11 protein-coding genes are annotated in these 21,341 nt (G+C 68.4%); 4 read left to right on the plus strand and 7 right to left on the minus strand.

The features are described 5' to 3' along the window. Positions 1 to 8 precede the first annotated feature (8 nt). From ESP57_RS04540 to ESP57_RS04565, 6 genes are all read right to left on the minus strand, one after another. Positions 9 to 1,298: an ABC transporter permease gene (locus ESP57_RS04540; RefSeq protein ID WP_115957300.1), complete on the minus strand. Its 1,290-nt coding sequence runs from the start codon at positions 1,296 to 1,298 to the stop codon at positions 9 to 11. Beyond that, on the minus strand, positions 1,295 to 2,656 hold the full coding sequence (locus ESP57_RS04545; RefSeq protein WP_207904474.1) for an ABC transporter permease: 1,362 nt from the start codon (positions 2,654 to 2,656) through the stop codon (positions 1,295 to 1,297). Before ESP57_RS04545 ends, ESP57_RS04540 begins: the two co-directional genes overlap by 4 nt. Then, positions 2,653 to 4,170, minus strand: coding sequence for an ABC transporter ATP-binding protein (locus ESP57_RS04550; protein ID WP_115957298.1), 1,518 nt, complete (start codon positions 4,168 to 4,170; stop codon positions 2,653 to 2,655). The genes ESP57_RS04545 and ESP57_RS04550 overlap by 4 nt, the downstream gene beginning before the upstream one ends. A 164-nt stretch (positions 4,171 to 4,334) precedes the next feature. Further along, positions 4,335 to 5,426, minus strand: coding sequence for a BMP family lipoprotein (locus tag ESP57_RS04555; protein WP_056010028.1), 1,092 nt, complete (start codon positions 5,424 to 5,426; stop codon positions 4,335 to 4,337). Positions 5,427 to 5,581: 155 nt separating this feature from the next. Then, positions 5,582 to 6,688, minus strand: a complete 1,107-nt coding sequence (locus ESP57_RS04560; RefSeq protein WP_115957296.1) for a BMP family lipoprotein — start codon at positions 6,686 to 6,688, stop codon at positions 5,582 to 5,584. A gap of 23 nt (positions 6,689 to 6,711) precedes the next feature. Beyond that, a complete protein-coding gene (locus ESP57_RS04565) occupies positions 6,712 to 7,830 on the minus strand; it encodes a mannose-1-phosphate guanylyltransferase (protein ID WP_056010032.1) in 1,119 nt (372 codons plus the stop codon). Between the two features lie 193 nt (positions 7,831 to 8,023). Here ESP57_RS04565 and sdhC point away from each other — a divergent pair, with 193 nt between their 5' ends. Genes sdhC through ESP57_RS04585 form a run of 4 tightly spaced genes read left to right on the plus strand, consistent with a single transcriptional unit; the run spans position 8,024 to position 11,479 of the window. Continuing rightward, positions 8,024 to 8,446 carry a succinate dehydrogenase, cytochrome b556 subunit gene (gene sdhC, locus ESP57_RS04570; protein WP_129230680.1) on the plus strand — a complete coding sequence of 141 codons (423 nt, stop codon included), beginning with the start codon at positions 8,024 to 8,026 and terminating at the stop codon, positions 8,444 to 8,446. Positions 8,447 to 8,459: 13 nt separating this feature from the next. Further along, positions 8,460 to 8,906 (plus strand): succinate dehydrogenase hydrophobic membrane anchor subunit, encoded by a 447-nt coding sequence (locus ESP57_RS04575; protein ID WP_056010037.1) that lies wholly within the window; start codon positions 8,460 to 8,462, stop codon positions 8,904 to 8,906. Between the two features lie 7 nt (positions 8,907 to 8,913). Further along, positions 8,914 to 10,722, plus strand: a complete 1,809-nt coding sequence (gene sdhA / locus ESP57_RS04580; protein ID WP_056010039.1) for a succinate dehydrogenase flavoprotein subunit — start codon at positions 8,914 to 8,916, stop codon at positions 10,720 to 10,722. 1 nt (position 10,723) lies between these two features. Beyond that, positions 10,724 to 11,479, plus strand: coding sequence for a succinate dehydrogenase iron-sulfur subunit (locus ESP57_RS04585; protein ID WP_056010041.1), 756 nt, complete (start codon positions 10,724 to 10,726; stop codon positions 11,477 to 11,479). 176 nt (positions 11,480 to 11,655) lie between these two features. On the opposite strand, the gene ESP57_RS04590 is transcribed toward ESP57_RS04585, so the two are convergent. Then, positions 11,656 to 21,078: a DUF11 domain-containing protein gene (locus ESP57_RS04590; protein WP_129230681.1), complete on the minus strand. Its 9,423-nt coding sequence runs from the start codon at positions 21,076 to 21,078 to the stop codon at positions 11,656 to 11,658. Positions 21,079 to 21,341: the final 263 nt, after the last annotated feature.

Consider the following 21,341-nt stretch of genomic DNA (forward strand, 5'->3'; position numbering starts at 1 on the left):
GCGCCCGATCAGGATTTGATGTACGGTTTGCCCGCCGCGGCCGGGCCGCGCACCTTGCCCACGAGACCGGCCACCGCGAAGATCGTGACGACGTAGGGCAGCATGAGCATGAACTCGCTGGGCACCGGCGAGCCGATGACCGAGAGGGTGTTCTGCAGGTTCGACGCGAAGCCGAACAGCAGCGCGGCGAGCGTCGCCTTGATCGGGTCCCATTGGCCGAAGATCACGGCCGCCAGGGCGATGAAGCCCGCGCCGGCGGTCATCTCCTTGTTGAAGGCGATGCCCGAGCCGATCGTGAAGAACGTGCCGCCGAGGCCGGCGATCGCGCCGGCGAGGGCGACGTTCCAGAAGCGGGTGCGGTTGACGTTGATGCCGACGGTGTCGGCGGCCTGCGGGTGCTCGCCGACGGCACGGAGCCGGAGGCCCCACTTCGTGTGGAACAGCCCGATGTAGACCGCCGCGACGGCGATGTACATGAGGTACACGACGACCGTCTGCCGGAAGAAGACCGGCCCGATGATGGGGATGTCGCCGAGCACCGGGATCGGCCAGCGATCGAACCGCGGCGGGGTGTTGAGCAGTGCCGCGTTCGGTGCGAGCACCTGCGAGAAGAAGAAGCTCGTGAGGCCCGTGACGAGCACGTTGAGCACGACACCGACGATGACCTGGTCGACGAAGTACTTGATCGCGAAGGCCGCGAGCACGAACGCGACGAGCATGCCGGCGACCATGGCCGCGAGGAGCCCGAACCAGGGCTGCCCGGTGATGGAGGCCACGACGGCGGCCGTGAACGCACCGGCGAGCAGCTGGCCCTCGATCGCGATGTTGATCACGCCGACGCGCTCGCCGAGCACGCCCGCGAGCGAACCGAAGATGAGCGGCACGGCGAGGCTCAACGAGCCGAACAGCAGGCCGATCATCGGCAGCGAGGCTCCCGCGGCCGCCCACGTGAGGAAGCCGAACATGAAGAGGATCGCGAAGACGACGATCGTCCAGAGGGGCACGCGCTTCTTCGAGGCGACGAGCCAGGCGGAGTACGCCGTCACCAGGGCGAGGAGCACCACGACGGTCCAGAGCGCCGGCATGGTCGGCACCGTGATCTCGGGCAGCTGCACCGCATCGGTGGGCGAGGAGAGCCGGAACTTCGTGACGCCCTCGCGCGGGGCGAACACCGCGAGGGCGAGCGCCAGGAGCGTGAAGACGGCGAACGCGATCGGGGCCTTCCAGCTCGTCACGACGGTGGTGTCGAGCGCGTCGGGCTGGGGCGCCGTGCGGTGATGCTCTGCGGTCGTGCTCATTTCGCGTCGACCTCCTTCGTGACGATGGGTCGCGGTCGTTTCGGACCGGCCTTCGGGTCGGGCAGGCGGAAGATCGTGCGCACGAGCGGCGGCGCCGCGATGAAGAGCACGATGAGCGACTGCACGACGAGCACGATCTCGACGGGCACGCCCTCGGCGGCCTGCATCGAGAAGCCGCCCGCCTTGAACGCACCGAACAGGATGCCGGCGATGAAGATGCCCCACGGGGTCGACCGGCCGAGCAGCGCCACCGTGATGGCGTCGAACCCGATACCCGCGTCGATGCCGGCGGTGAAACCGGTCGTCACGGTGCCGAGCACCTGGCTGACCCCGGCGAGGCCGAGCAGCGCACCCGCGATGAGCATGGCGTAGACGTACATCGACGAGACGTTGATGCCCGCGACGCGCGCCGCGTTCGGGTTCTCGCCGACCGCCCGGAACTTGAAGCCGAGGCTCGAACGGGAGAGGATCCACCACACGAGGATCGTCGCCGCGATCACGAGGATGAAGCCGAAGTGCAGGTTGTACTGCTGGCCGAGCAGCAGCGGGAAGATCGCCGTCTCTTTCATGGCCGGCGTCTTCGGGTTCGAGGATCCGGGCGCCTGCAGGAGGCCGGGGGTGCGCAGCATCCAGGAGACCAGGTAGAAGGCCACGTAGTTCAGCATGATGGTGACGATCACCTCGTGCGCGCCGGTGCGCGCCTTGAGGAGACCGGCGATGCCGGCCCAGAGCGCGCCGCCGAGCAGTCCGCCGACGAGGGCGACGAGCATGTGGAGCCCCATCGGCAGGTCGACGGCGAAGCCGATCCACCCGGCGACGGATGCCGCGATGAGCATCTGGCCGCGACCACCGATGTTGAACATGCCGACGCGGAACGCGAGGCCGACGCCGAGGCCACCGGCGATGAGCGGCGTGGCGAAGGTGAGCGTCTCCGTCAACGGCCGGATGCCGGCCGCGAAGGTGTCACGCCGGAAGTTGTAGACCGAGCCCTGGAAGAGGGCGGAGTACGCGCCGGAGACCGACTCCCAGATGGCGATGAAGGTGTCGCCGGGTCGCGCGAAGAAGTACCCGCTCGCGGCCTGCACCCGCTCGTCGGTGAACGCGATCATGATCGCGCCCACGAGGAGGGCGAGCACGACCGACAGCACCGAGATGATCGCGTTGCCCGTGGAGATCTGGCGCAGCATCGTGTGCCAGCGCGAGGGTGGTTCGACCTCCCCTGCGGTCGGCGCGGGCGTCGCCGTCGTGACGGGCGATGGCGCGGCGCCGGGAGCGAGCGCGCCCGGCTCCTCGATCGCGACGTCGGCGTCGTGGTCGGTGCCGGGGGCGTCGCCCCGCGGCGGCTGGGGGTCGCTCATGCGGCGGCTCCTTCTGCGGGGGCTTCGCCGGCCATCATCAGGCCGAGCACGTCTCTGGGGGTGTCGCCCGGCACGATGCCGACGATGCGGCCGCGGTACATGACCATGATGCGGTCGGCGAGGGCGGCCACCTCGTCGAGCTCGGTCGACACGACGACGACGGGGACGCCGGCGTCGCGCGTGGCGACGATGCGCTTGTGGATGAACTCGATCGAGCCGACGTCGACGCCGCGCGTGGGCTGCGCCGCGACGAACAGGCTCAGGTCGCGGCTCAGCTCACGAGCGAGCACGACCTTCTGCTGGTTGCCGCCGGAGAGACGGCCGACCTTCTCGTCGATGCCCTGGGTGCGGACGTCGAACTCCTTCACGCGATCGCGTGCGAACTCGGCGAGGAACCCGCGCTGGACGTTGCCCGCCTTGACGAAGGGGGCACCGTTCGAGCGGTCGAGCATGAGGTTCTCGGCGATGGAGAACTCGCCGACGAGGCCGTCTTCGTTGCGGTCTTCGGGGATGAAGCCGACGCCGGCGTCGAGGATCTTGCGCACGTTCGAGGTCGTGAGCTCGACGCCGTCGAGCTTGATGGAGCCCTGCACCCGGGGCTGGAGCCCGACGAGTGCCTCGGTGAGCTCGGTCTGCCCGTTGCCCTGCACGCCGGCGACCGCGAGGATCTCGCCCTTGCGAACGGTGAAGCTCACGTCGTTGACGACGAGCTGGCCGATGTGATCGATGACGCTGAGCCCCTCGACGACGAGCGCGGCCTCGCCGATCTTCGGCTCCTCCTTGTGCACGGTGAGTTCGACGGCACGGCCGACCATGAGCGCGGCGAGCTCGACGTTCGACGCGGTCGGCGACGCCTCGCCGACGACCTTGCCGAGGCGGATCACGGTGATGCGGTCGGCGACCTCGCGCACCTCGCGCAGCTTGTGCGTGATGAAGACGATGGAGGTGCCCGACTCCTTCAGCTGACGCATGATCTGCATCAACTCGTCGGTCTCCTGCGGCGTCAGCACTGCGGTCGGCTCGTCGAAGACGAGCACCCGTGCATCGTGCGAGAGCGCCTTGATGATCTCGACGCGCTGCTGCACGCCGACCGGGAGGTCGTCGACGAGGGCGTCGGGGTCGACGTCGAAGCCGAAGCGATCGGAGATCTCGCGCACCCGTGCGCGAGCCGTGGCGAGATCGAGGATGCCGCCGGCCTTCGTCGCCTCGTGGCCGAGCATGACGTTCTCGGCGACCGTGAAGACGGGGATGAGCATGAAGTGCTGGTGCACCATGCCGATGCCCGCGGCCATCGCATCGCCGGGGCCCGCGAAGTGCATGACCTCGTCGTCGAGGAGCACCTCGCCGTCGTCTGCCTGGTAGAGACCGTAGAGCACGTTCATGAGCGTCGACTTGCCTGCACCGTTCTCGCCGAGCAGGCAATGGATCTCTCCAGCCTCCACGGTGAGGTCGATGTGGTCGTTGGCGACCAAGCTGCCGAATCGCTTCGTGATGCCGCGAAGTTCGAGCTTCATGCTCCCGATCCTAGTGAGGGTGCCGCATCCGTTGGAGATGCTGCGCGGATGTTGTGGGACCGAATGGGGTCCTGCTCAGATGTTGTCCGGGCTACGCGAATGCGCACCCGCACGCAGATCGGGGAGGCCGGCAAGCCGACCTCCCCGATACGTGGTGCCTCGACTCAGCCGGCGAGGTAGGAGTTGACGGTGACGTCGCCCGCGATGATCGCGGCCTTCAGGTCGTCGAGCTCCGCCTGGAGCGTCGGCGAGACCTTCGACTCGAAGTCGTGGAACGGCGCCAGGCCGACGCCCTCGTTCTCGAGCGTGCCGAGGAACGGAGCCGGGTCGAACTCGCCGTTGCCGGCGGCCAGGACGGCCTCGTAGGTACCGACGTCGATGCCCTTGAGGATCGAGGTCAGCACGAGGTCGGCGACCGACGGGTCGGTCTCGGTGAAGTCGGCGTCGACGCCCATGAGTGCGACGTCACGGCCGGAGTCGCGGATGGCCGCTGCGGCCGACTGGTAGATCGGACCGCCGACGGGCAGCAGCACGTCGACGTTCTGGTCGAGCAGGCCCTGCGCGGTGTTGCGCGCGGTGTCGTTGGCTTCGAAGCCACCGGTGAAGAGGCCGTCGGTGCCGTCCCAGCCGAGGACCGTGACGCCCTTGCTCTTCTGCTCGTTGTAGTAGTCGACGCCCTGCTTGAAGCCGTCCATGAAGATCGAGACGGTCGGGAAGTTCATGCCGCCGAAGGTGCCGACCGTGTTGGTCTTCGTGTAGTCGGCAGCTGCGTAGCCGCCGAGGAATGCAGCCTGGGCCGTGTCGAAGAGGATCGGCTTGATGTTCGGCGCGTCGACCTCGCCGTCGAAGTCGTTGTCGGCCGCGTCGTCGATGATGACGTACTCGACATCGGGGTTCTCGAGCGCGGACTCGACCGTGGCGGCCGAGAGCGCGAAGCCGACCGTGACGATGAGGTCGCAGCCCTGGTCGACGAGGTTCGTGATGTTCGGCGCGTAGTCGGTCTCGGAGTCGGACTGCACCTTGGTCAGTTCGACGCCCAGCTCGTCAGCCGCCTTCGAGGCACCCTCGAAGCCGAGCTGGTTGAAGGACTTGTCGTCGAAGCCGCCGGCATCGGACACCATGCAGGGCATGAAGTCGATGGCCTCGCCACCGTCGTCGCCCGACTCTTCGGGTGCGGATGCGCAGCCGGCGAGCAGCACGGTTGCGCCGAGCAGCGCGAGACCGCTGAACGCGGCCCTCTTGGTCGTGACCTTCACTGTGTCCTCCAAAGACTGTCGCCCCGACCGTTCCGAGGCTCGTGCAGTCACGTTACCGAATGTTGCACCGCGCAAGCGGTGCGCGACGTCCAATGGTTATCAAGACGCGATGTTGTGCTCATATGAGCACAGTCCCTGCCCCGCGTACGGGGGCGTCATGGCGCGCTCGGCGACTCCACCACGATGTCGCCGGCGATGATCGCCTGGCGCAGCCCTTCGATCTCGCCGTCGAGCGCCGGTGTCACGAGCGGCGCCAGATCGTGGTACTCGGCGATCTCGACCCCGCCGTTCTCGAGCGTGCCGACGAACGGCTCGTTCGTGAACGAGCCGTCGAGCACCGCGCCGACGATCTCGACCATCGCATCCTGGGTGTTCTTCAGCACGCTCGTGAGGAGCACGGGGCGGTACTTCGCCGCGAGCGACTCGTAGCCGTCGCTGTCGACCCAGATGATCGACACCCCGCCGCGTTCGAGCGCAGCCGAGGCGGCACCCTCGCCGACCTGGCCCGCCACCGGCAGGACGACGTCGGCACCCTGGTCGATGAAACTCTCGGTCAGCGTCTTGCCCTTGTTGACGTCTTCGAAGTCGCCCGTGAACGCGCCGTCCTGGGCCGCCTTGTCCCAGCCGAGCACGCGCACCTGCGTGCCGTGCACCTCGTTGTACTTCGCGACCCCGTCGACGAAGCCGTCCATGAACAAGGTGACGGGCGGCTGGTTGCCGCCGCCGAAGGTCGCGACGACCCCGGTCTTCGAGACGCCGGCCGCGAGGTAGCCCGCCAGGTAGGAGGCCTGGGCCGTGTCGAAGACGACGGGCTTCACGTTGTCGGCCTCGACGGTCTCGTCGACGATGGCGAAGGCGAGCTCGGGGTTCTCGCCCGCCTGGTCGAGCGTGGGTTCCGCGAGCTCCCAGCCGACGGTGACGATGAGCTCGCACCCCGACTCGACGGCCTGCGACACGTTGGGCGCGAGATCGGTCTCGCCGGTCGAGACGATGGCCTCGGCTTCGATGCCGTACTCGTCCTCGGCCTGCTGCAGTCCTTCCCAGCTCGACTGGTTGAACGAACGGTCCTCGAGGCCGCCCGAGTTCGTCACCATGCGCACGCACGATTCGCTCGCCGACCCGCCGTCTCCGGGTTCCGGTGCGGGAGCGCAGGCCGCGAGCGCGACGGATGCCGCGGCGATCGCGACCCCGACGGAGATGCTTCGGCGCAGCGCAGTCCGACGAGCGGCGGCTCGCCGGTGAGACCCTCGACCCTGAGACATCCGATACCTCTTTCTCTTGTGCCCTACAGCACGTCGTTGGATCCGCCGAGGCGGAGGGCGTCGACGACCGCCTTGACGCGTTGGGCGTGCTCGCTCGTCGTGACGAGCAGCGCGTCGGGCGTGTCGACCACGACGATGTCGTGCACGCCGATCAGGCTGATGACCCGCTTGGACCGGCTCACGACGATGCCGCTCGAGGCGTCCGACAGCACGCGCGCGTTCTCGCCGAGGATCGCGAGTTCGCCGGAGCGCCCCGCGGTGTTGAGCTTGGCGAGCGAGGCGAAGTCGCCCACGTCGTCCCACGCGAAGTGCCCGCGGATGACGGCGAGCCGACCGGCCGCGGCGGCCGGCTCGGCGACCGAGTAGTCGATCGCGATCTTCTCGAGGCGCGGCCAGATGCGGTCGACCGCCGGGCCCCGCGTCGACGGGTCGTCCCAGGCCTCGGCCAGTTCGAGGAGGCCCGCATGCAGTTCGGGCTTGTTCCGCGCGATCTCCTCGAGCAGGGTGTCGGCGCGGGCGATGAACATGCCGGCGTTCCACAGGTGGTCGTGCCCGGCCAGGTAGCGCTTGGCGGTGTCGAGGTCGGGCTTCTCGACGAAGCTCGCGACCGCTTCGACGCGCTCGGCCCCCTCGATGGCGAGCGGCGCACCGCACTCGATGTACCCGAATCCCACGGCGGGCTCGGTCGGCGTGATGCCGATCGTCGCGATGTAGCCGGCCCGGGCCGCCGCGACGGCGTCGGCGACCGCGGCGCGGAAGAGCGCTGCCCCCGAGATGACGTGGTCGGCCGCGAACGATCCGATGATCACGCCCGGCTCACGACGCTCGAGGATCGCCGCGGCGAGGCCGATGGCGGCCGTCGAGTCGCGCGGCTCGCTCTCGAGCACGACGTTGTGGTCGGCGAGGCCGGGCAACTGCGCCTCGACGGCGGCGCGGTGTGCGCGACCGGTGACGACCATGATGCGGTCGTCGCCCGAGAGCGGCGCGAGCCGGTCCCAGGTGTCCTTCAGGAGGGTCTGACCCGATCCCGTGAGGTCGTGCAGGAACTTGGGCGCGTCGGCGCGGGAGAGCGGCCACAGCCGCGAGCCCACGCCGCCGGCGGGGATGACGCTGTAGAAGCCGTCGATCGGGGATTCGTCCATCCGCACAGCTTAACGGGAGCGACCGGCGACGACACGGGCCACGGATGCCGCGGCATCCGATATCTCGACGTCGAGAGAGTTAGGCCGCCCTAAGCGGCGGGCGAAGCAGCCCGGGTCTACACTCGAATCGGGCCGTGTGCCCGTCATGCCCCGGCATCTTCGGGGCGCTTCACACAGCCAGGGAGGGTTGTTCATGCCAGAGACTTCGGCAGGAACCCTGACCGCACCCGCGACGCCTGCGAAACAGAAGCCTGGTGGCACGCTGTACCGCGGCCGTGAGGGAATGTGGTCATGGGTGCTGCACCGCATCACGGGTGTCGCGATCTTCTTCTTCCTTCTGGTGCACATCCTCGACACGGCGCTCGTGCGGGTCAGCCCCGAGGCGTACAACGCGGTCATCGGCACCTACCAGACGCCCATCATGGGCCTCGGCGAGGTCGCCCTGGTCGGTGCGATCGTGTTCCACGCGTTCAACGGACTGCGCATCATCCTCGTGGACTTCTGGGCCTGGGCCACGCGCCACCAGAAGCTCCTCTTCTGGATCGTGATCGCCCTCTGGGTCGTGACCATGCTCGCGTTCACGCCGCGCCACCTCATCAACGTCTTCAGCCACTAGGGAGCCGCGGGACATGACTGCCATCGAAACGTCGGCGCTGAAGCCAGCCGACCGCCCCCGCCGCCGCGGCGTCAATCTGGAGAAATGGGGCTGGATCTACATGCGCGCCTCGGGCGTCGTGCTGATCGTGCTCATCTTCGGACACCTCTTCATGAACCTCATGGTCGGCGACGGCGTCAAGGCCATCGACTTCGGCTTCGTCGGCGGCAAGTGGGCCGACCCGTTCTGGCAGTGGTGGGACGTGCTGATGCTCTGGCTCGCCCTCATCCACGGCGCCAACGGCATGCGCACGATCGTCAACGACTACACGAGCCCGGGCGTCGTGCAGAAGGTGCTGAAGGGCGCCCTCTTCGCCGCCGCCGCCGTGCTCATCATCCTCGGCACGCTCGTCGTCTTCACCTTCGAGCCCTGCCCCGTCGGCGCACCCGCCGATCTGCTTCCCTCGTTCTGCGCCGCTTAGGAGATCCGTGAACACCCAGAGCGCCGACGCCGAGACCACGGTCATCGACGGCGTCCACTACCACCAGTTCGACATCGTCATCGTGGGCGCCGGCGGCGCCGGCATGCGCGCGGCGATCGAGGCCGGCCCCGGTGCGAAGACCGCGGTCATCTCGAAGCTCTACCCCACTCGCTCGCACACGGGTGCGGCGCAGGGCGGCATGGCCGCGGCGCTCGCGAACGTCGAGGAGGACAGCTGGGAGTGGCACACCTTCGACACCGTCAAGGGCGGCGACTACCTCGTCGACCAGGATGCTGCGGAGATCCTCGCGAAGGAGGCGATCGACGCGGTCATCGACCTCGAGAACATGGGCCTGCCGTTCAACCGCACGCCCGAGGGCAAGATCGACCAGCGACGCTTCGGCGGCCACACCCGCGACCACGGCAAGGCTCCGGTTCGCCGTGCCTGTTACGCCGCCGACCGCACGGGTCACATGATCCTGCAGACGCTGTTCCAGAACTGCGTGCGCCTCGGCATCAACTTCTTCAACGAGTACTACGTGCTCGACCTCGTCATGACCGAGGTCGACGGCGTCCAGAAGCCGTCGGGCGTCGTGGCCTACGACCTCGCCTCGGGTGAGCTGCACGTCTTCCAGGCCAAGGCCGTGATCTTCGCGACGGGCGGTTTCGGCAAGATCTACAAGACGACGTCGAACGCGCACACCCTCACGGGCGACGGCGTCGGCATCATCTGGCGCAAGGGGCTGCCGCTCGAGGACATGGAGTTCTTCCAGTTCCACCCGACCGGTCTCGCCGGCCTCGGCATCCTCCTCACCGAGGGCGCCCGCGGCGAGGGCGCGATCCTCCGCAACGCCTCGGGCGAGCGCTTCATGGAGCGCTACGCGCCGACCATCAAAGACCTGGCGCCGCGCGACATCGTCGCGCGCTGCATGGTGCAGGAGGTCGCCGAGGGCCGCGGCGCCGGGCCGCACAAGGACTACGTGCTCCTCGACTGCACCCACCTCGGCGCAGAGGTGCTCGAGACGAAGCTGCCCGACATCACCGAGTTCGCACGCACCTACCTCGGCGTCGACCCCGTGTTCGAGCCCGTGCCCGTCATGCCGACCGCGCACTACGCCATGGGCGGCATCCCGACCAACGTCGCCGCAGAGGTGCTCTCCGACAACGACACCGTCGTGCCCGGCCTGTACGCCGCGGGCGAGTGCGCCTGCGTCTCGGTGCACGGCTCGAACCGTCTCGGCACGAACTCCCTGCTCGACATCAACGTCTTCGGCAAGCGCGCCGGCCGCAACGCGGTCGAGTACGTGAAGACGGCCGAGTTCACTCCCCTCCCCGACGACCCGGCCGCGGCCGTGCGCGGCATGCTGGAGCAACTCCGCGACTCCGACGGCACCGAGCGCATCGCTGCGATCCGCAAGGAACTGCAGGACGAGATGGACAAGAACGCCCAGGTGTTCCGCACCGACGAGTCGCTCGAGCACGTCACCACGGTCATCGCGGGCCTCCGCGACCGGTACCGGAACGTCGCCGTGCACGACAAGGGCAAGCGCTTCAACACCGACCTGCTCGAGGCCGTCGAGCTCGGGTTCCTCCTCGACCTCGCCGAGGTCGTCGTGTACTCGGCCCGCAACCGGAAAGAGAGCCGCGGCGGCCACATGCGCGACGACTACCCGAACCGCGACGACGCCAACTACATGCAGCACACGATGGCGTACCTGTCGGGCGACGCGCACTCGTCGGATGCCGCCGACCACATCCGACTCGACTGGAAACCGGTGACGATCACCCGCTACCAGCCCATGGAGAGGAAGTACTGACGTGAGCACCGCAACGCTCGAGACCCCGCCGACGGACGCGATCCAGTCGTTCACCGTCACGTTCCTGATCCGCCGCTTCGACCCCGACGTCGACACCGAGCCGCGCTGGCAGGACTTCGACGTCGAGATGTACGCGACCGACCGCGTGCTCGACGCCCTGCACAAGATCAAGTGGGAGCAGGACGGCTCGCTCACGTTCCGTCGCTCGTGCGCGCACGGTATCTGCGGATCCGACGCGATGCGCATCAACGGCCGCAACCGCCTGGCCTGCAAGACGCTCATCAAGGACCTCGACATCTCGAAGCCCATCTACGTGGAGGCCATCAAGGGCCTACCGCTCGAGAAGGACCTCATCGTCGACATGGAGCCGTTCTTCGCGAGCTTCCGCGACGTGCAGCCCTTCCTCGTCGCGAACTCGAAGCCCGAACCCGGCAAGGAGCGCGTGCAGTCGGTCGCCGAGCGTGCCATCTTCGACGACACCACCAAGTGCATCCTCTGCGCGGCGTGCACCTCCTCGTGCCCCGTCTTCTGGACCGACGGCCAGTACTTCGGCCCCGCGGCGATCGTGAACGCCCACCGCTTCATCTTCGACTCGCGTGACGACAACGCGCAGACGCGTCTCGACATCCTCAACGACAAAGAGGGAGTGTGGCGGTGCCGCACGACCTTCAACTGCACCGAGGCGTGCCCCCGAGGCATCGAGGTGACCAAGGCGATCGCCGAGGTCAAGCAGGCCGTCATGCGCGGCAAGCCGTAGTCGCACCACCACTGCAGGTCGAGCCTGTCGGATCCCGCTGAGGCGGGGCATCCGACAGGCTCTTCCGTTTGCGGGCGACGATGCCACCGCAGCCTGGGGACCCCCGGCATCGCTCAGGGCACGAGAGAGGGCCGGGTCACTCGACCCGGCCCTTCCCGTTCGCGGTGGCGGAGCCGTTACTCGGCGGACTCCCCCGCTCGGCGACGACGGATCATCATCGCGGCGATCAGGAGCGCACCGGCGACGAGCAGGCCGCCCGCACCCCACAGGAGTGGCGCTCCCGCGAACCCGGTCGAGGCGATTGCGCCCGCCTGCGGGATCTTGACGGTGACCGTCGAGTCGTCGCAGAGCACCGGCAGCTCGGGATCGATGGCCGAGAGCACCGAGAGCTCCCCTTCGGGCTGCACCTCGGGCGGTTCCGGCAGATCGTTCCAGCAGACCTCGCCCGTGTTGTCGATGCTCGACTTCTTCGAGGCGGGGTTCAGCGTCACGGCCAGCACCACGTCCGGAGCATCGGGCTCGGTGCCGCCGATCATGCCGTTCAGCACGCAGTGGAGCGTGCCGCCGTAGCCGGCCGAGTCCTTGCCGGTGACCTCGCAGTCGTCCCAGCGCGGGAAGGCGGGAGCGGGATCGGTCGTGATCGCGGTGACCTTGAGGTCGCCGGGGATCTCGTCGAACAGCTCCACGGCCTCGACCGCGCCGAGCCCCGAGTTGGTGACCGACAACGTGTAGTCGAAGGAACTGCCCGGCTTCGCCTCGGTCACGCTCGACGTCTTCAGGATCTCGACCGTCGGATCGCGCTGCACCTCGCAGGCCGGCGTGGCCTGGGGGTAGACCGCGAGCACGGACTGGCTCGGGTTGACCTGGAACGTGATCGTCATCGGGTTGAACTGGTCGGCGAACGCGTAGCTCTCGAGCTTCGAGTCCTTCACCATGTTCTCCCAGATGTCGACGATGCCGTTCTCGCCGACGACGTCGCCCTCCTGGATCAGGCGCCAGCCGGGCCATCCGATCGAGATGCCCTCATCGTTCACCACGCCGTACGGCCACAGCGTGCGACCGTTGCGCTCCTCCCACGGGATCTCCATGACGATCGGAGTCGCGTCGGGGTAGACGCTGGCGTCGGGCGTCCACGTGACCGTGATCGGTCCCGGAGCGACCGAGCCGGTCGTCTGCACGTTGTGGTAGAGGTACGGCACGTCGTTCACGCACTGCACGTAGGCGTTCGCCTGCATCGCCTTGGTCGGCACGTCTGCGGTGTCGCAGTCGTTCGTGGGATCGATGTCGAACTCCGAGACCTCGACGCAGGCCGTGTTCTCGATGTTCTCCGCCGGTACGAGCGGCGGGACCTCACCCGGGTTCTCCGGCAGTTCCGGCCCGACCGCGGGGTCCTTCAGCGTCACGGGGATCGTGATCGTCACGATCGGTCCGGGGGCGAAGGTCGCATCGGTCGTCCAGGTCAGCTCATTGCCGTTCTGGAGGAACGTCCACGATCCGATCGGGTCGAGCGTGATGTCGGCCGGGTTGAACTCGAGCGAGTCGGCGAGCGTGTCGGTGACGACGACGCCGTCCACCGGCGTGGGCCCGTTGTTCGTCACCGTCAGCACCCAGTTGAAGGTGTTGTCGTCGGTGCCGGCCTCGACCGCGTCGACGCCGTCGGGCAGCACCGCGGTCTTCACGATGCCGACCTCGACGATCGGGATGTCGACGCAGCCACTGATCGGCGTCTCGATCGTGCCGCTCGTGAAGAGCGCCCCGTTGAAGAAGCCGTGGCCGCTCTGCGTCTCGACGCACGTCGCGAGATCGATGTCGGTGATGCCCGTGATGTCGACGACCGCCGTGATCGACCAGGTCTGGTCGACGCCCGCCAGGATCTGTCGCGCCTCGGCGAGGACGGTGTCGTCACCGGTGCCGGTCCAGCCGGCGACCGGGTCGCCGTTCGGATCCTCGGCCGTGGCCGTGAACGTCGTGCCCGCCGGGAAGGCCGGCTCGTCGCTCAGGTCGTAGGAGAGGTCCTTGTCGGGGTCGGCGGTCACGACGATCTCGTACGCCACGGTGAACGTGCCGTCGAGGTTGTCCGTCGGCGAGCCGACGACCGTCTTCTCGGCGCTGGCCCGTCCGGGCTCATCGCACGCGCTGTCCTCCGTCGGCAGGTCGCCGACGGTGAGGATGGCCGTGTTGCGGAAGCCGCCCTCGCCCTCGGTGCACTCGACGGTCTCGTCGTCCCATGCGTCTTCGGTCACCGTCGCCTCGACGGTCACGAAGTACTCGTGCGTCACCTCGCCCGCCGTGAGGATCACGTTGTTCGCGAGCTCCTCGGTGGGCTCGATGGCCGGATCCAGCCAGCTGCCGCTCGAACCGCCGGGACCCGTCCATGTCGCCTCGGAGACCGTGATGCCCTCGCCGAAGTCGGCGAGCGTGTCACTCAGGTCGTAGGTGACGGCCGAGACGACGCTCTCGTCGGTGACCGTGATCTTGTAGTCGATCGTCCAGGTGCCATCGGCGTTCTGAACGGTCGAGACGACCTCCTTGTCGAGCCGGTAGGTCGCCGGGGCCGCGGTGTTCGTGATCTCGCACGTCACCTCCTGCCCGGGCTGCAGCGCGACGTCGCCGTCGGCCGCGTCGAGCACGAGCGGCTCGACGCCGTTCGTGGAGACGCAGCTCCAGAGCGAGGGCGTGAACTCGTCGTCACCGGCGAAGTCAGCCGCTTCCGAGAGCGTGTAGGCCAGGTTGGAGTCGACGGTTCCGGTCGCCGTTCCATCGCCCGTGACGACCGGCGGGTTGGCGCCGTCGGCAGCAGCGAGCGTCCAGAGCGTCGCCGGGAAGTCCGGCGCGATCTCGGGCGGCATCACCTTCTTCTCGAGCGTCAGCTTCGGCGCGACATCCGTGTTCGTGATATCGCAGTCGACGGATGCGCCGAGCTCGGTGACCGTCAGGGTCGCACTCGTCGAACCGGGCACCTGCACGAGGGTGAAGGCGTCCTCCCCCTGCGGAGAGATGCAGCTCCACGTCGCCGAGACGGTGTACTCGATGCCGTTCTCGTAGCTCGTGCTGACCTCGTTGAGGGTGTAGCCGACGCCGAGCTTCACGGGGCCGCTCGACGTCCCGGCACCCGTGAAGGTGTCGGAGTCGTCGCCGACGTTCGTGCCGCTGACGCTCCAGTCCACGGGCACTGCTGCGCCCCCGTGCAGGTTGTCGACGTGCTTCTCGAGGCTGACCGTCTGCGTGCAGGTGACGGGGTTCGTCACCGTGTAGGTGCTGACCGTGCCCGCGAGGGTCTTGTCGCCCACGCCGATCGGGTCGTCGGCGACGCAGCCGTTCGGCACGAGTACTTCGCCCTCGTCGACGGTCACCTCGGCGCCATCGACGTACGGACCCTGCTCGATGCTCCACGGCACGTTCTGTCCGTCGAGTGTGGCCTGAGCGGTGAAGCCTGCCGGGAGGGACGGGCTGTCCCACTCGATCGGCGAGCCGCCGTTGATCGTCCACATCTTCTCGAGCACCACGACGACCGGAACGTCGAAGCAGGCGTCATCCGTGTACGTGTCACCCGAGGTGACCGTGGCGGTGTTCAGCAGTCCTTGCTCCTCGCAGCTCAGCGAGGGGTCGCTCGGCGTGGATTCGACCGTGAACTTCACGAGCACCGTGAACACGTCGCTCGCACCGCCCGGAAGCGCCTGGTTCGCGACGATCGAGTCGGTCTCCACCGGAATGGTGTTCCAGTCGGGGTCGACCGTCGCGTCGGAGCTCGTCACCGTGCGCGCCGTGATGGTGGCGGCATCGGCGAAGTCGGGCACGTCATCGAGGTCGTAGACGAGCCCCTGGCTCGGCGAGGTGTTCTTCACCGTGATGGTGTAGCTCGCCTCCCAGTGGTCCCCGACCTTGGTCACGGATCCCGTGGTGCTCTTCGTCACCTCGGGCTCGGCAGGCACGCCACAGCCGGTGTCGGTCTGCGTGCTCGTGCCTGAGGTGAGCTCGGCCTCGTTCAGGAACCCGACGTTCGGAGCTTCCTGGCTCGGCGTGCACGTGTCGGTCGCCGGGTCGGCGAAGGCCGCCTTGTCGACATTCGCGGTCACCGTGACCGTGAACTCCTCGACGACGTCGACGCCGATGGTCCGCGGCGAGCTCACGAGCGTCGCCGTCGGGTCGGCCTCGGGGTCGGCCCAGCTGCCCGACGTCGTTCCCGACCATGCTGCGGTCAGCACATCGATCTCGGGTCCGAACTTCAGGGTGTCGGCCAGCGTGTACTTCGTGATGAAGTCCGCGTTGCCGGTGACCGTGATCGGGTAGGTGATGGTCCACACGCCGTCAGCACCCTGCACGACCGTCGGGTCGCCCTTCACGACCGTCGGCACGCCGCCGTCGGTGATGTCGATGCAGTCGCTGTCTTCGAGCTCGAACTGGCCGCTTGTGAGCACTGCCGTGTTGAAGAAGCCCTTGCCCGCGGTCGGAGCAGTCGGAACGCACTTGAGATCGGCGCCGGGCACGGAGCCGGACGGGACATCGACGTTCAGCACGATCGTGTAGACGTGCGTGGCGCCTGCCGCGATCGCGGTGGACCCGACGACCTCGATCGAGCCGCCGGCGTACGACTCCACCGGGCCGCCGTCGACCTGGTACGAGTGGAACTCGACGCCTGCGGGGAAGCCGGGTTCGTCATCGAGCGAGTAGTACGAGGGCTTGGCGCCGGGGGCCGTGTTCGAGACCGTCAAGGTGTAGGTCACGTTCCAGCTGCTGTCGGGCTGCTGGGCTGCGGTCGCCCCCGACTTCACGATCGTCGGAACGCTCGGCGCATCGCACGCGGTGTCGACGGTCGGGACTCCGGCGACGGTCAGCGTGGCAGCGTTGTTGAATGCCGCGGCGTTCGCGTTGGGGCCCGGGCACGCCGTCTGGGACGGCAGTGGGGTGGGGCCGGTCAGCACGATGCCGGTCACCGTGATGCGATACACGTCGCTCGGGTCGGGATCGCCGGCTGCGAGGTAGGCGCCGGTCGCGAGCGCCGCGCCATCCGTCCACGGTGCAGGGGCGCCGCCGTTCTTCGCGAGCGTGTAGCTCGCGCCCGAGACGTCGACGCCGGCGCCGAACTTCGTCGCATCGACGAGATCGTAGACGCCGCCGATGGCACCGGTGTTCGTGACGGTGATGTCGTACGCGATCGACCAAGTGCCGTCGGCGGCCTGGCTCACCGATCCCGCCACGACGGTCTTGTCGTGCACGATGGTCGGCTTGTCGATGGAGACGCAGCCGGTCGCGGAGCCGGACTGGTTTCCGGCCGTGACCTTCGCGGTGTTGTCGAGGTTCGGGCAGAGGAGTGCCGGAGCATCCGCCCCGATCGCGACCTTCACCGCGACGGTGTAGACGTGCGTGTCGACGCCGGCGGTGCCGGCGAGCGTCACGTTGTCGGCGAGCAGGGTGTGCCCCGCGACGCCGGTCCACCCGGGCACGACGGTCACGCCGGCCGGCGGGGTGACCGTGCGGTCGAGCACGTCGACGGATGCCGGGTAGCCCAGTGTGTCGTCGAGGTCGTACTGCACGCTCGTGGTGGCCGAGGGGTTCGTCACCGTGATCGTGTAGGGCAGGGTCCAGGTGCCGTCACCGTTGTCGACGGCGGTGCCGCCGACCTTCGTGATCGTCGGCTTGACCGGGATCGAGCAGTCCTGAGCGGGGTAGTCGACGCCGCCGACGGTCATGACCGCGGTGTTCAGGAAGCCGACGGTGCCGGGGGTGCCGGCGTCGCAGGCGGTCGGGCTCGTGCCGCCGAAGTCGGCGCCCGGGGCGACCGTCGCGTTGACGGTCACGTGCCAGGTGTGCGAGGTGCCCTTGACGAGGCTCGGCTCGCCGGCGAAGGCCTGCTCGCTGCCGAACGCGACGTTCCATGGCGTCAGCGAGCCCGGCGGTGCCGGCAGCGTGCGCTGGTAGTTCGCGCTGTTCACCGTGACGTTCGCCCCGAAGTCGAGCGTGTCGGTGAGGCTGTACGTCAGATCCTGGAACGCACTCGGGTTCGTCACGACGATGTCGTAGCCGATGTCCCAGCTGACGCCGTCGGCGTTGGGCGTGGGAACGGCTGCGTTCTTCACGATCGTCGGGGTGATCGCCTTCAGCGTGTTCGTCACGGTGCAGTCGACCTTGTCGCCCGGAGCGAGCGGAGACACCGAGGGGCCGGGAACTGCTGCTCCCCCGTTCGTCGAGCAGAGCCACGTTCCGGCCTGGAACTGGTCGGCGTTCGGCAGTGCCGTCGACTCGGAGAGCGCGATCGTCTCACCGGCGGGCACATCGACGAATCCGGCCGTGCCGCCGTCGCCCTGGGCGACGATCGTGGCGCCGACCTTCGCGGCGAGGTTCCACGACGTCGGGAGTGCCACGTTTCCGGTGACGACCTTCGTCAGCTTCAGCTGCGGCGGGATCGGCTTGTTCGTGATGACGCAGGTGCCCTGTGCGAGAGCCGTGAGGGTGATCGTCGTCGTCGTGACGTACTGACCGTTCGGGCTCGTCTTGCACTGGATGCTCAGCTGCTCGTAGCCGGCGGGGCCGCCGGTCTCGGAGATCGTGTAGCTCGTGCCCGGTCGGACGAGCACGGTGTTGCCGCTCGTGGTCTGCACCGGACCGAGGCCCGGGATCGAGCCGCTCGGCGTGGCGACGAGGTTCCAGTCGCCCGGTTCGGCGTCGGCGCCGTCGAGCTGCTCGACGCTCTTGACGAGGGTGAGCTGCGCGGTCTGGTTGACCGCGGTGCACTGCACGCGGAATCCGAGGGGCACCGTGACGCCGCCGTTCAGGCCGTCGGCGAACCCGGGCACGACGACTCCCTGAGCGTTCACCTGCACGCAGTCCCAGCTGCCGGACGAACCCGGAATGGGGACGGCGTTCAAGCCGAGCGTCTGCACGTAGCGCGGGTCGCCGCTCTCGGTGAGCGGGTAGGTCACGTTCGGCGTCACGAGTGCCGTCGCGCCGGCGGTGCCGGTCGCTCCGTTCGGGCCGGCGAGCGCGCCTCCGGGCGCCACGGCGTCGAGGTTCCAGGTGTTCGCGGCCACGCCGCCGTTCGCCACCGTCTTCTTCAGCGTGAGCTGGGAGTCGCAGGTGACCGTGTTGGTGATCGTGTAGCTGTTGTCACCGGGTTGGAGGGTGGGGCTGAACGGCAGGGCGCCGTTGGCCGGCACCTGGCCGTTCGCGAGCGTGACCTTCCGATCTGTGATCGTGCACAGGTCGCGCGATCCCACGCCCGTCGTCTCGTTGAGGGAGACGACCGTGTTGGCCGGCAGCGGGCCCTGCGTGGTCACCCAGGGCGCATTGACTCCGCCGACCGTCAACTGCGCGGTGAGCCCGGGCGGCTGGTTGCCGTGCTGGTACGTGGTGCCGTTGACCACCCAGACCTTGTTGACGCTGAAGTTCGACTGCGGCAGTGGCGGTCGGTTCCAGACGTTGCATGTGACCGCCTGCGTCGAACTCACCGGGATCGAGAAGCCGTTCGCCTCGTTGGACACGGTGATGGCGTTGCCCGTGGCCTGATCGGTGCAGACCGCGTTCTTGCCGCCCGTCTGCACGATGCTGTGGCCCTGCGGATCCTCGGTGACCTTCACCGTGCCGTTCGTGGTGCCGCCCGCGAAGGTGAGCGGGAGGTTGACCGCGCCGGTACCGGCGGCGGTCGTCCCCTCCTGCGTGGGCGGGGTGATGCCGGCGGTCGTGGGCTGGGCGGTGAACTTCCACCCGCCCGCGGGCGTCTGACCGGTCTTCTGCTCACCGGTGCTCGAGCTCGAGACGACCTGCTTGACGACCGAGACCGAGCCCTGGCAGGCGCCGAGCGCGAGGTCTCGGAGGATCGTTCCGGCCTGGTCGTAGCTCGAGGACTGGAAGTAGTCGGAGTTCAGCTGGTCGCCCGAGATCGCGATGAGGTTGTCGGGCGAGCCCCCGACACCGCTGCCGACGCCGAAGGCGATGACGCGGGTGCCGAGCGCCTTGACCGCGTTCGCCGAGAACACGCCGTTCTCGACCTCGCGGAAGCGGGTGCGGCTACCGGGGCCCTCGTCGTTCGCGTAGACCGTCGGGTTGCCGTCGGTGAGCACGAGCGCGATGTCGTACTGCGTGCCGCTCGTCGCGACCTGGTAGATGCCGCGATCCCAGTTCGTGGCCTCGGTCGGGGTGCTGAACGAGTCGATGTGGTTGCGCACGATGTTGGCACCGGCGACGGTGGAGACCGGCGTGATGCCGAGGTTCGCTCCGGCGGTCGCGGGGGCGACGTTGTTGAACGTGAAGATGCCCACCTGCGAGGGAGTGCCCTGCAGGGCGGTGACGAAGCCCTTCGCCGCGTTCTTCAGGTCGGTGAAGTTCGGCGCCACGGAGCCCGAGAGGTCGATCACGAGGGCGATGCGCACACCGCACTGCTGTGCACGGGTCGGGTTCGCGAGCGAGTTCTGCCAGATGCCGCCCGAGGCGTTGTTCGCCGTGTTGCCCGTGGCGATCATGAAGTCGGCCAGCGAGCTGAGGGTCTCACCGGCGTCGACGTCCGCGATGCGGAATCGGTAGGCGGCGGACGCGGGCGTCTCGCCGACGGCGAGGGTGTCATTGGCGGACCAGCCGGCCGGGACGCCGGGCACGGCCTGCGCGACCCAGAAGTTCGAGTTGTTGGCATTCGGAACGGTGAAGGTGCAGACGCCTGCGGCGGTCGACACGCACGTGGCCCACGGCTGGTTGATGACGGAGCCGAAGGAGCCGCCGTTGTCGGTGTAGAGCTGGAGGGTCACTCCCCCGAGACCTCCGACGCTGGAGATGCCGGTGCGGGTGCCGCCGACCTGGACGTTGACGGTGGCCGGGCCGCTGTAGGTGTGGGTGAACGTGCAGTTCGCGAACTTCTGGGTCGGAGAGCCGTTCGTGTTGCTGAACGTCACGGTCCGGTCGTCCTCGTCCCACGAGGGGTCCTGGTTGCCCGAGCCGCCGGTCGTGCACGTGAAGTCGGTGAGGGTGTAGTTCGCCGGCCCGCTGTCGGCGAAGAGCGTGTAGGTGTTGTTGCGGGGCACGGGGCGGGTCTGGCCCGAGGTGAAGTTGTAGTTGTCGCTGTTGCTCGAGCGAACGGCGTGCAGGGTCCACTGGCCCGGTGTCGCTGCTCCCCCGGAGACGACGTTCGTGATGGAGAGGTTCCCGCAGTTCGTCGTACAGTCGGCGGTGTCCGCCGGGAAGATCGCCATCGGCGTGACGTCGATCGGTGCCTTGAGCTGGGCCGGCGGGGCCTGTGCCGGCGGGTCGGCCGGCGCCTCCTTGGCGGGAGCCTCGGTCGGAGCCTCGGAGGGCTCCTCGCTCGCGGGCTCCCCACTCGCCGGGGTCTCGCTCGCCGGCGTCTCGCTCGCGGGCGTCTCGTTCGAAGGCGCCTCGCTCGTCGACTCGTCGCCCGACGTCGCTTCCTGAGTCTCACTCGTCGTCGCGGCATCCGGTGCCGGCTCGGCCGCCTGCTCGGCGAACGCCGTCATCGGCAGCCCGATCGCGAGCAGCGCTCCGACCGAGAGCGATGCCACGAGCGCGGTCGCCCTGCGCTTCCTGGTCTCCACTCGCTGTCGACGCGACCGACGGGGTCGTGCATCGTCGTTGGGCGTGTTTCCGAACCAGCTGTTCATGGTGGCCTTCTTGTGCTCGGGTGAGAAAGCGGAACGAGACTGTTGCGCAGTCGGGGCGAGTCAAGCAGAGGAAATGGGGGACACGATAGGGCGCGCATGGCACCAATCCGGGGGACACGATTCGCCCGGAATCCCGTAATCATCAGGATCTTCGTCCTCAATGTCACCCGAAAGCGGGGTACGCGAGATTTGCTCATGCGCCTCGAATGGGGGACACGCAGCGAAGCGGACCGGGTCGATGACCCGGTCCGCTTCGCTCGTCG

Origin of the sequence: Agromyces fucosus, assembly GCF_004134865.1 — a bacterium.
GTDB classification, from domain to species: Bacteria; Actinomycetota; Actinomycetes; order Actinomycetales; family Microbacteriaceae; genus Agromyces; species Agromyces fucosus.

Excerpts from the sequence above, each read along its gene's own strand:
- ESP57_RS04565 (WP_056010032.1), bottom strand. The coding sequence starts at position 7,830 with ATGGACGAATCCCCGATCGACGGCTTCTACAGCGTCATCCCCGCCGGC.
- ESP57_RS04550 (WP_115957298.1), bottom strand. The coding sequence starts at position 4,170 with ATGAAGCTCGAACTTCGCGGCATCACGAAGCGATTCGGCAGCTTGGTC.
- ESP57_RS04590 (WP_129230681.1), bottom strand. The coding sequence starts at position 21,078 with ATGAACAGCTGGTTCGGAAACACGCCCAACGACGATGCACGACCCCGT.
- ESP57_RS04575 (WP_056010037.1), top strand. The coding sequence starts at position 8,460 with ATGACTGCCATCGAAACGTCGGCGCTGAAGCCAGCCGACCGCCCCCGC.
- sdhC (WP_129230680.1), top strand. The coding sequence starts at position 8,024 with ATGCCAGAGACTTCGGCAGGAACCCTGACCGCACCCGCGACGCCTGCG.
- ESP57_RS04545 (WP_207904474.1), bottom strand. The coding sequence starts at position 2,656 with ATGAGCGACCCCCAGCCGCCGCGGGGCGACGCCCCCGGCACCGACCAC.
- ESP57_RS04560 (WP_115957296.1), bottom strand. The coding sequence starts at position 6,688 with ATGTCTCAGGGTCGAGGGTCTCACCGGCGAGCCGCCGCTCGTCGGACT.
- ESP57_RS04540 (WP_115957300.1), bottom strand. The coding sequence starts at position 1,298 with ATGAGCACGACCGCAGAGCATCACCGCACGGCGCCCCAGCCCGACGCG.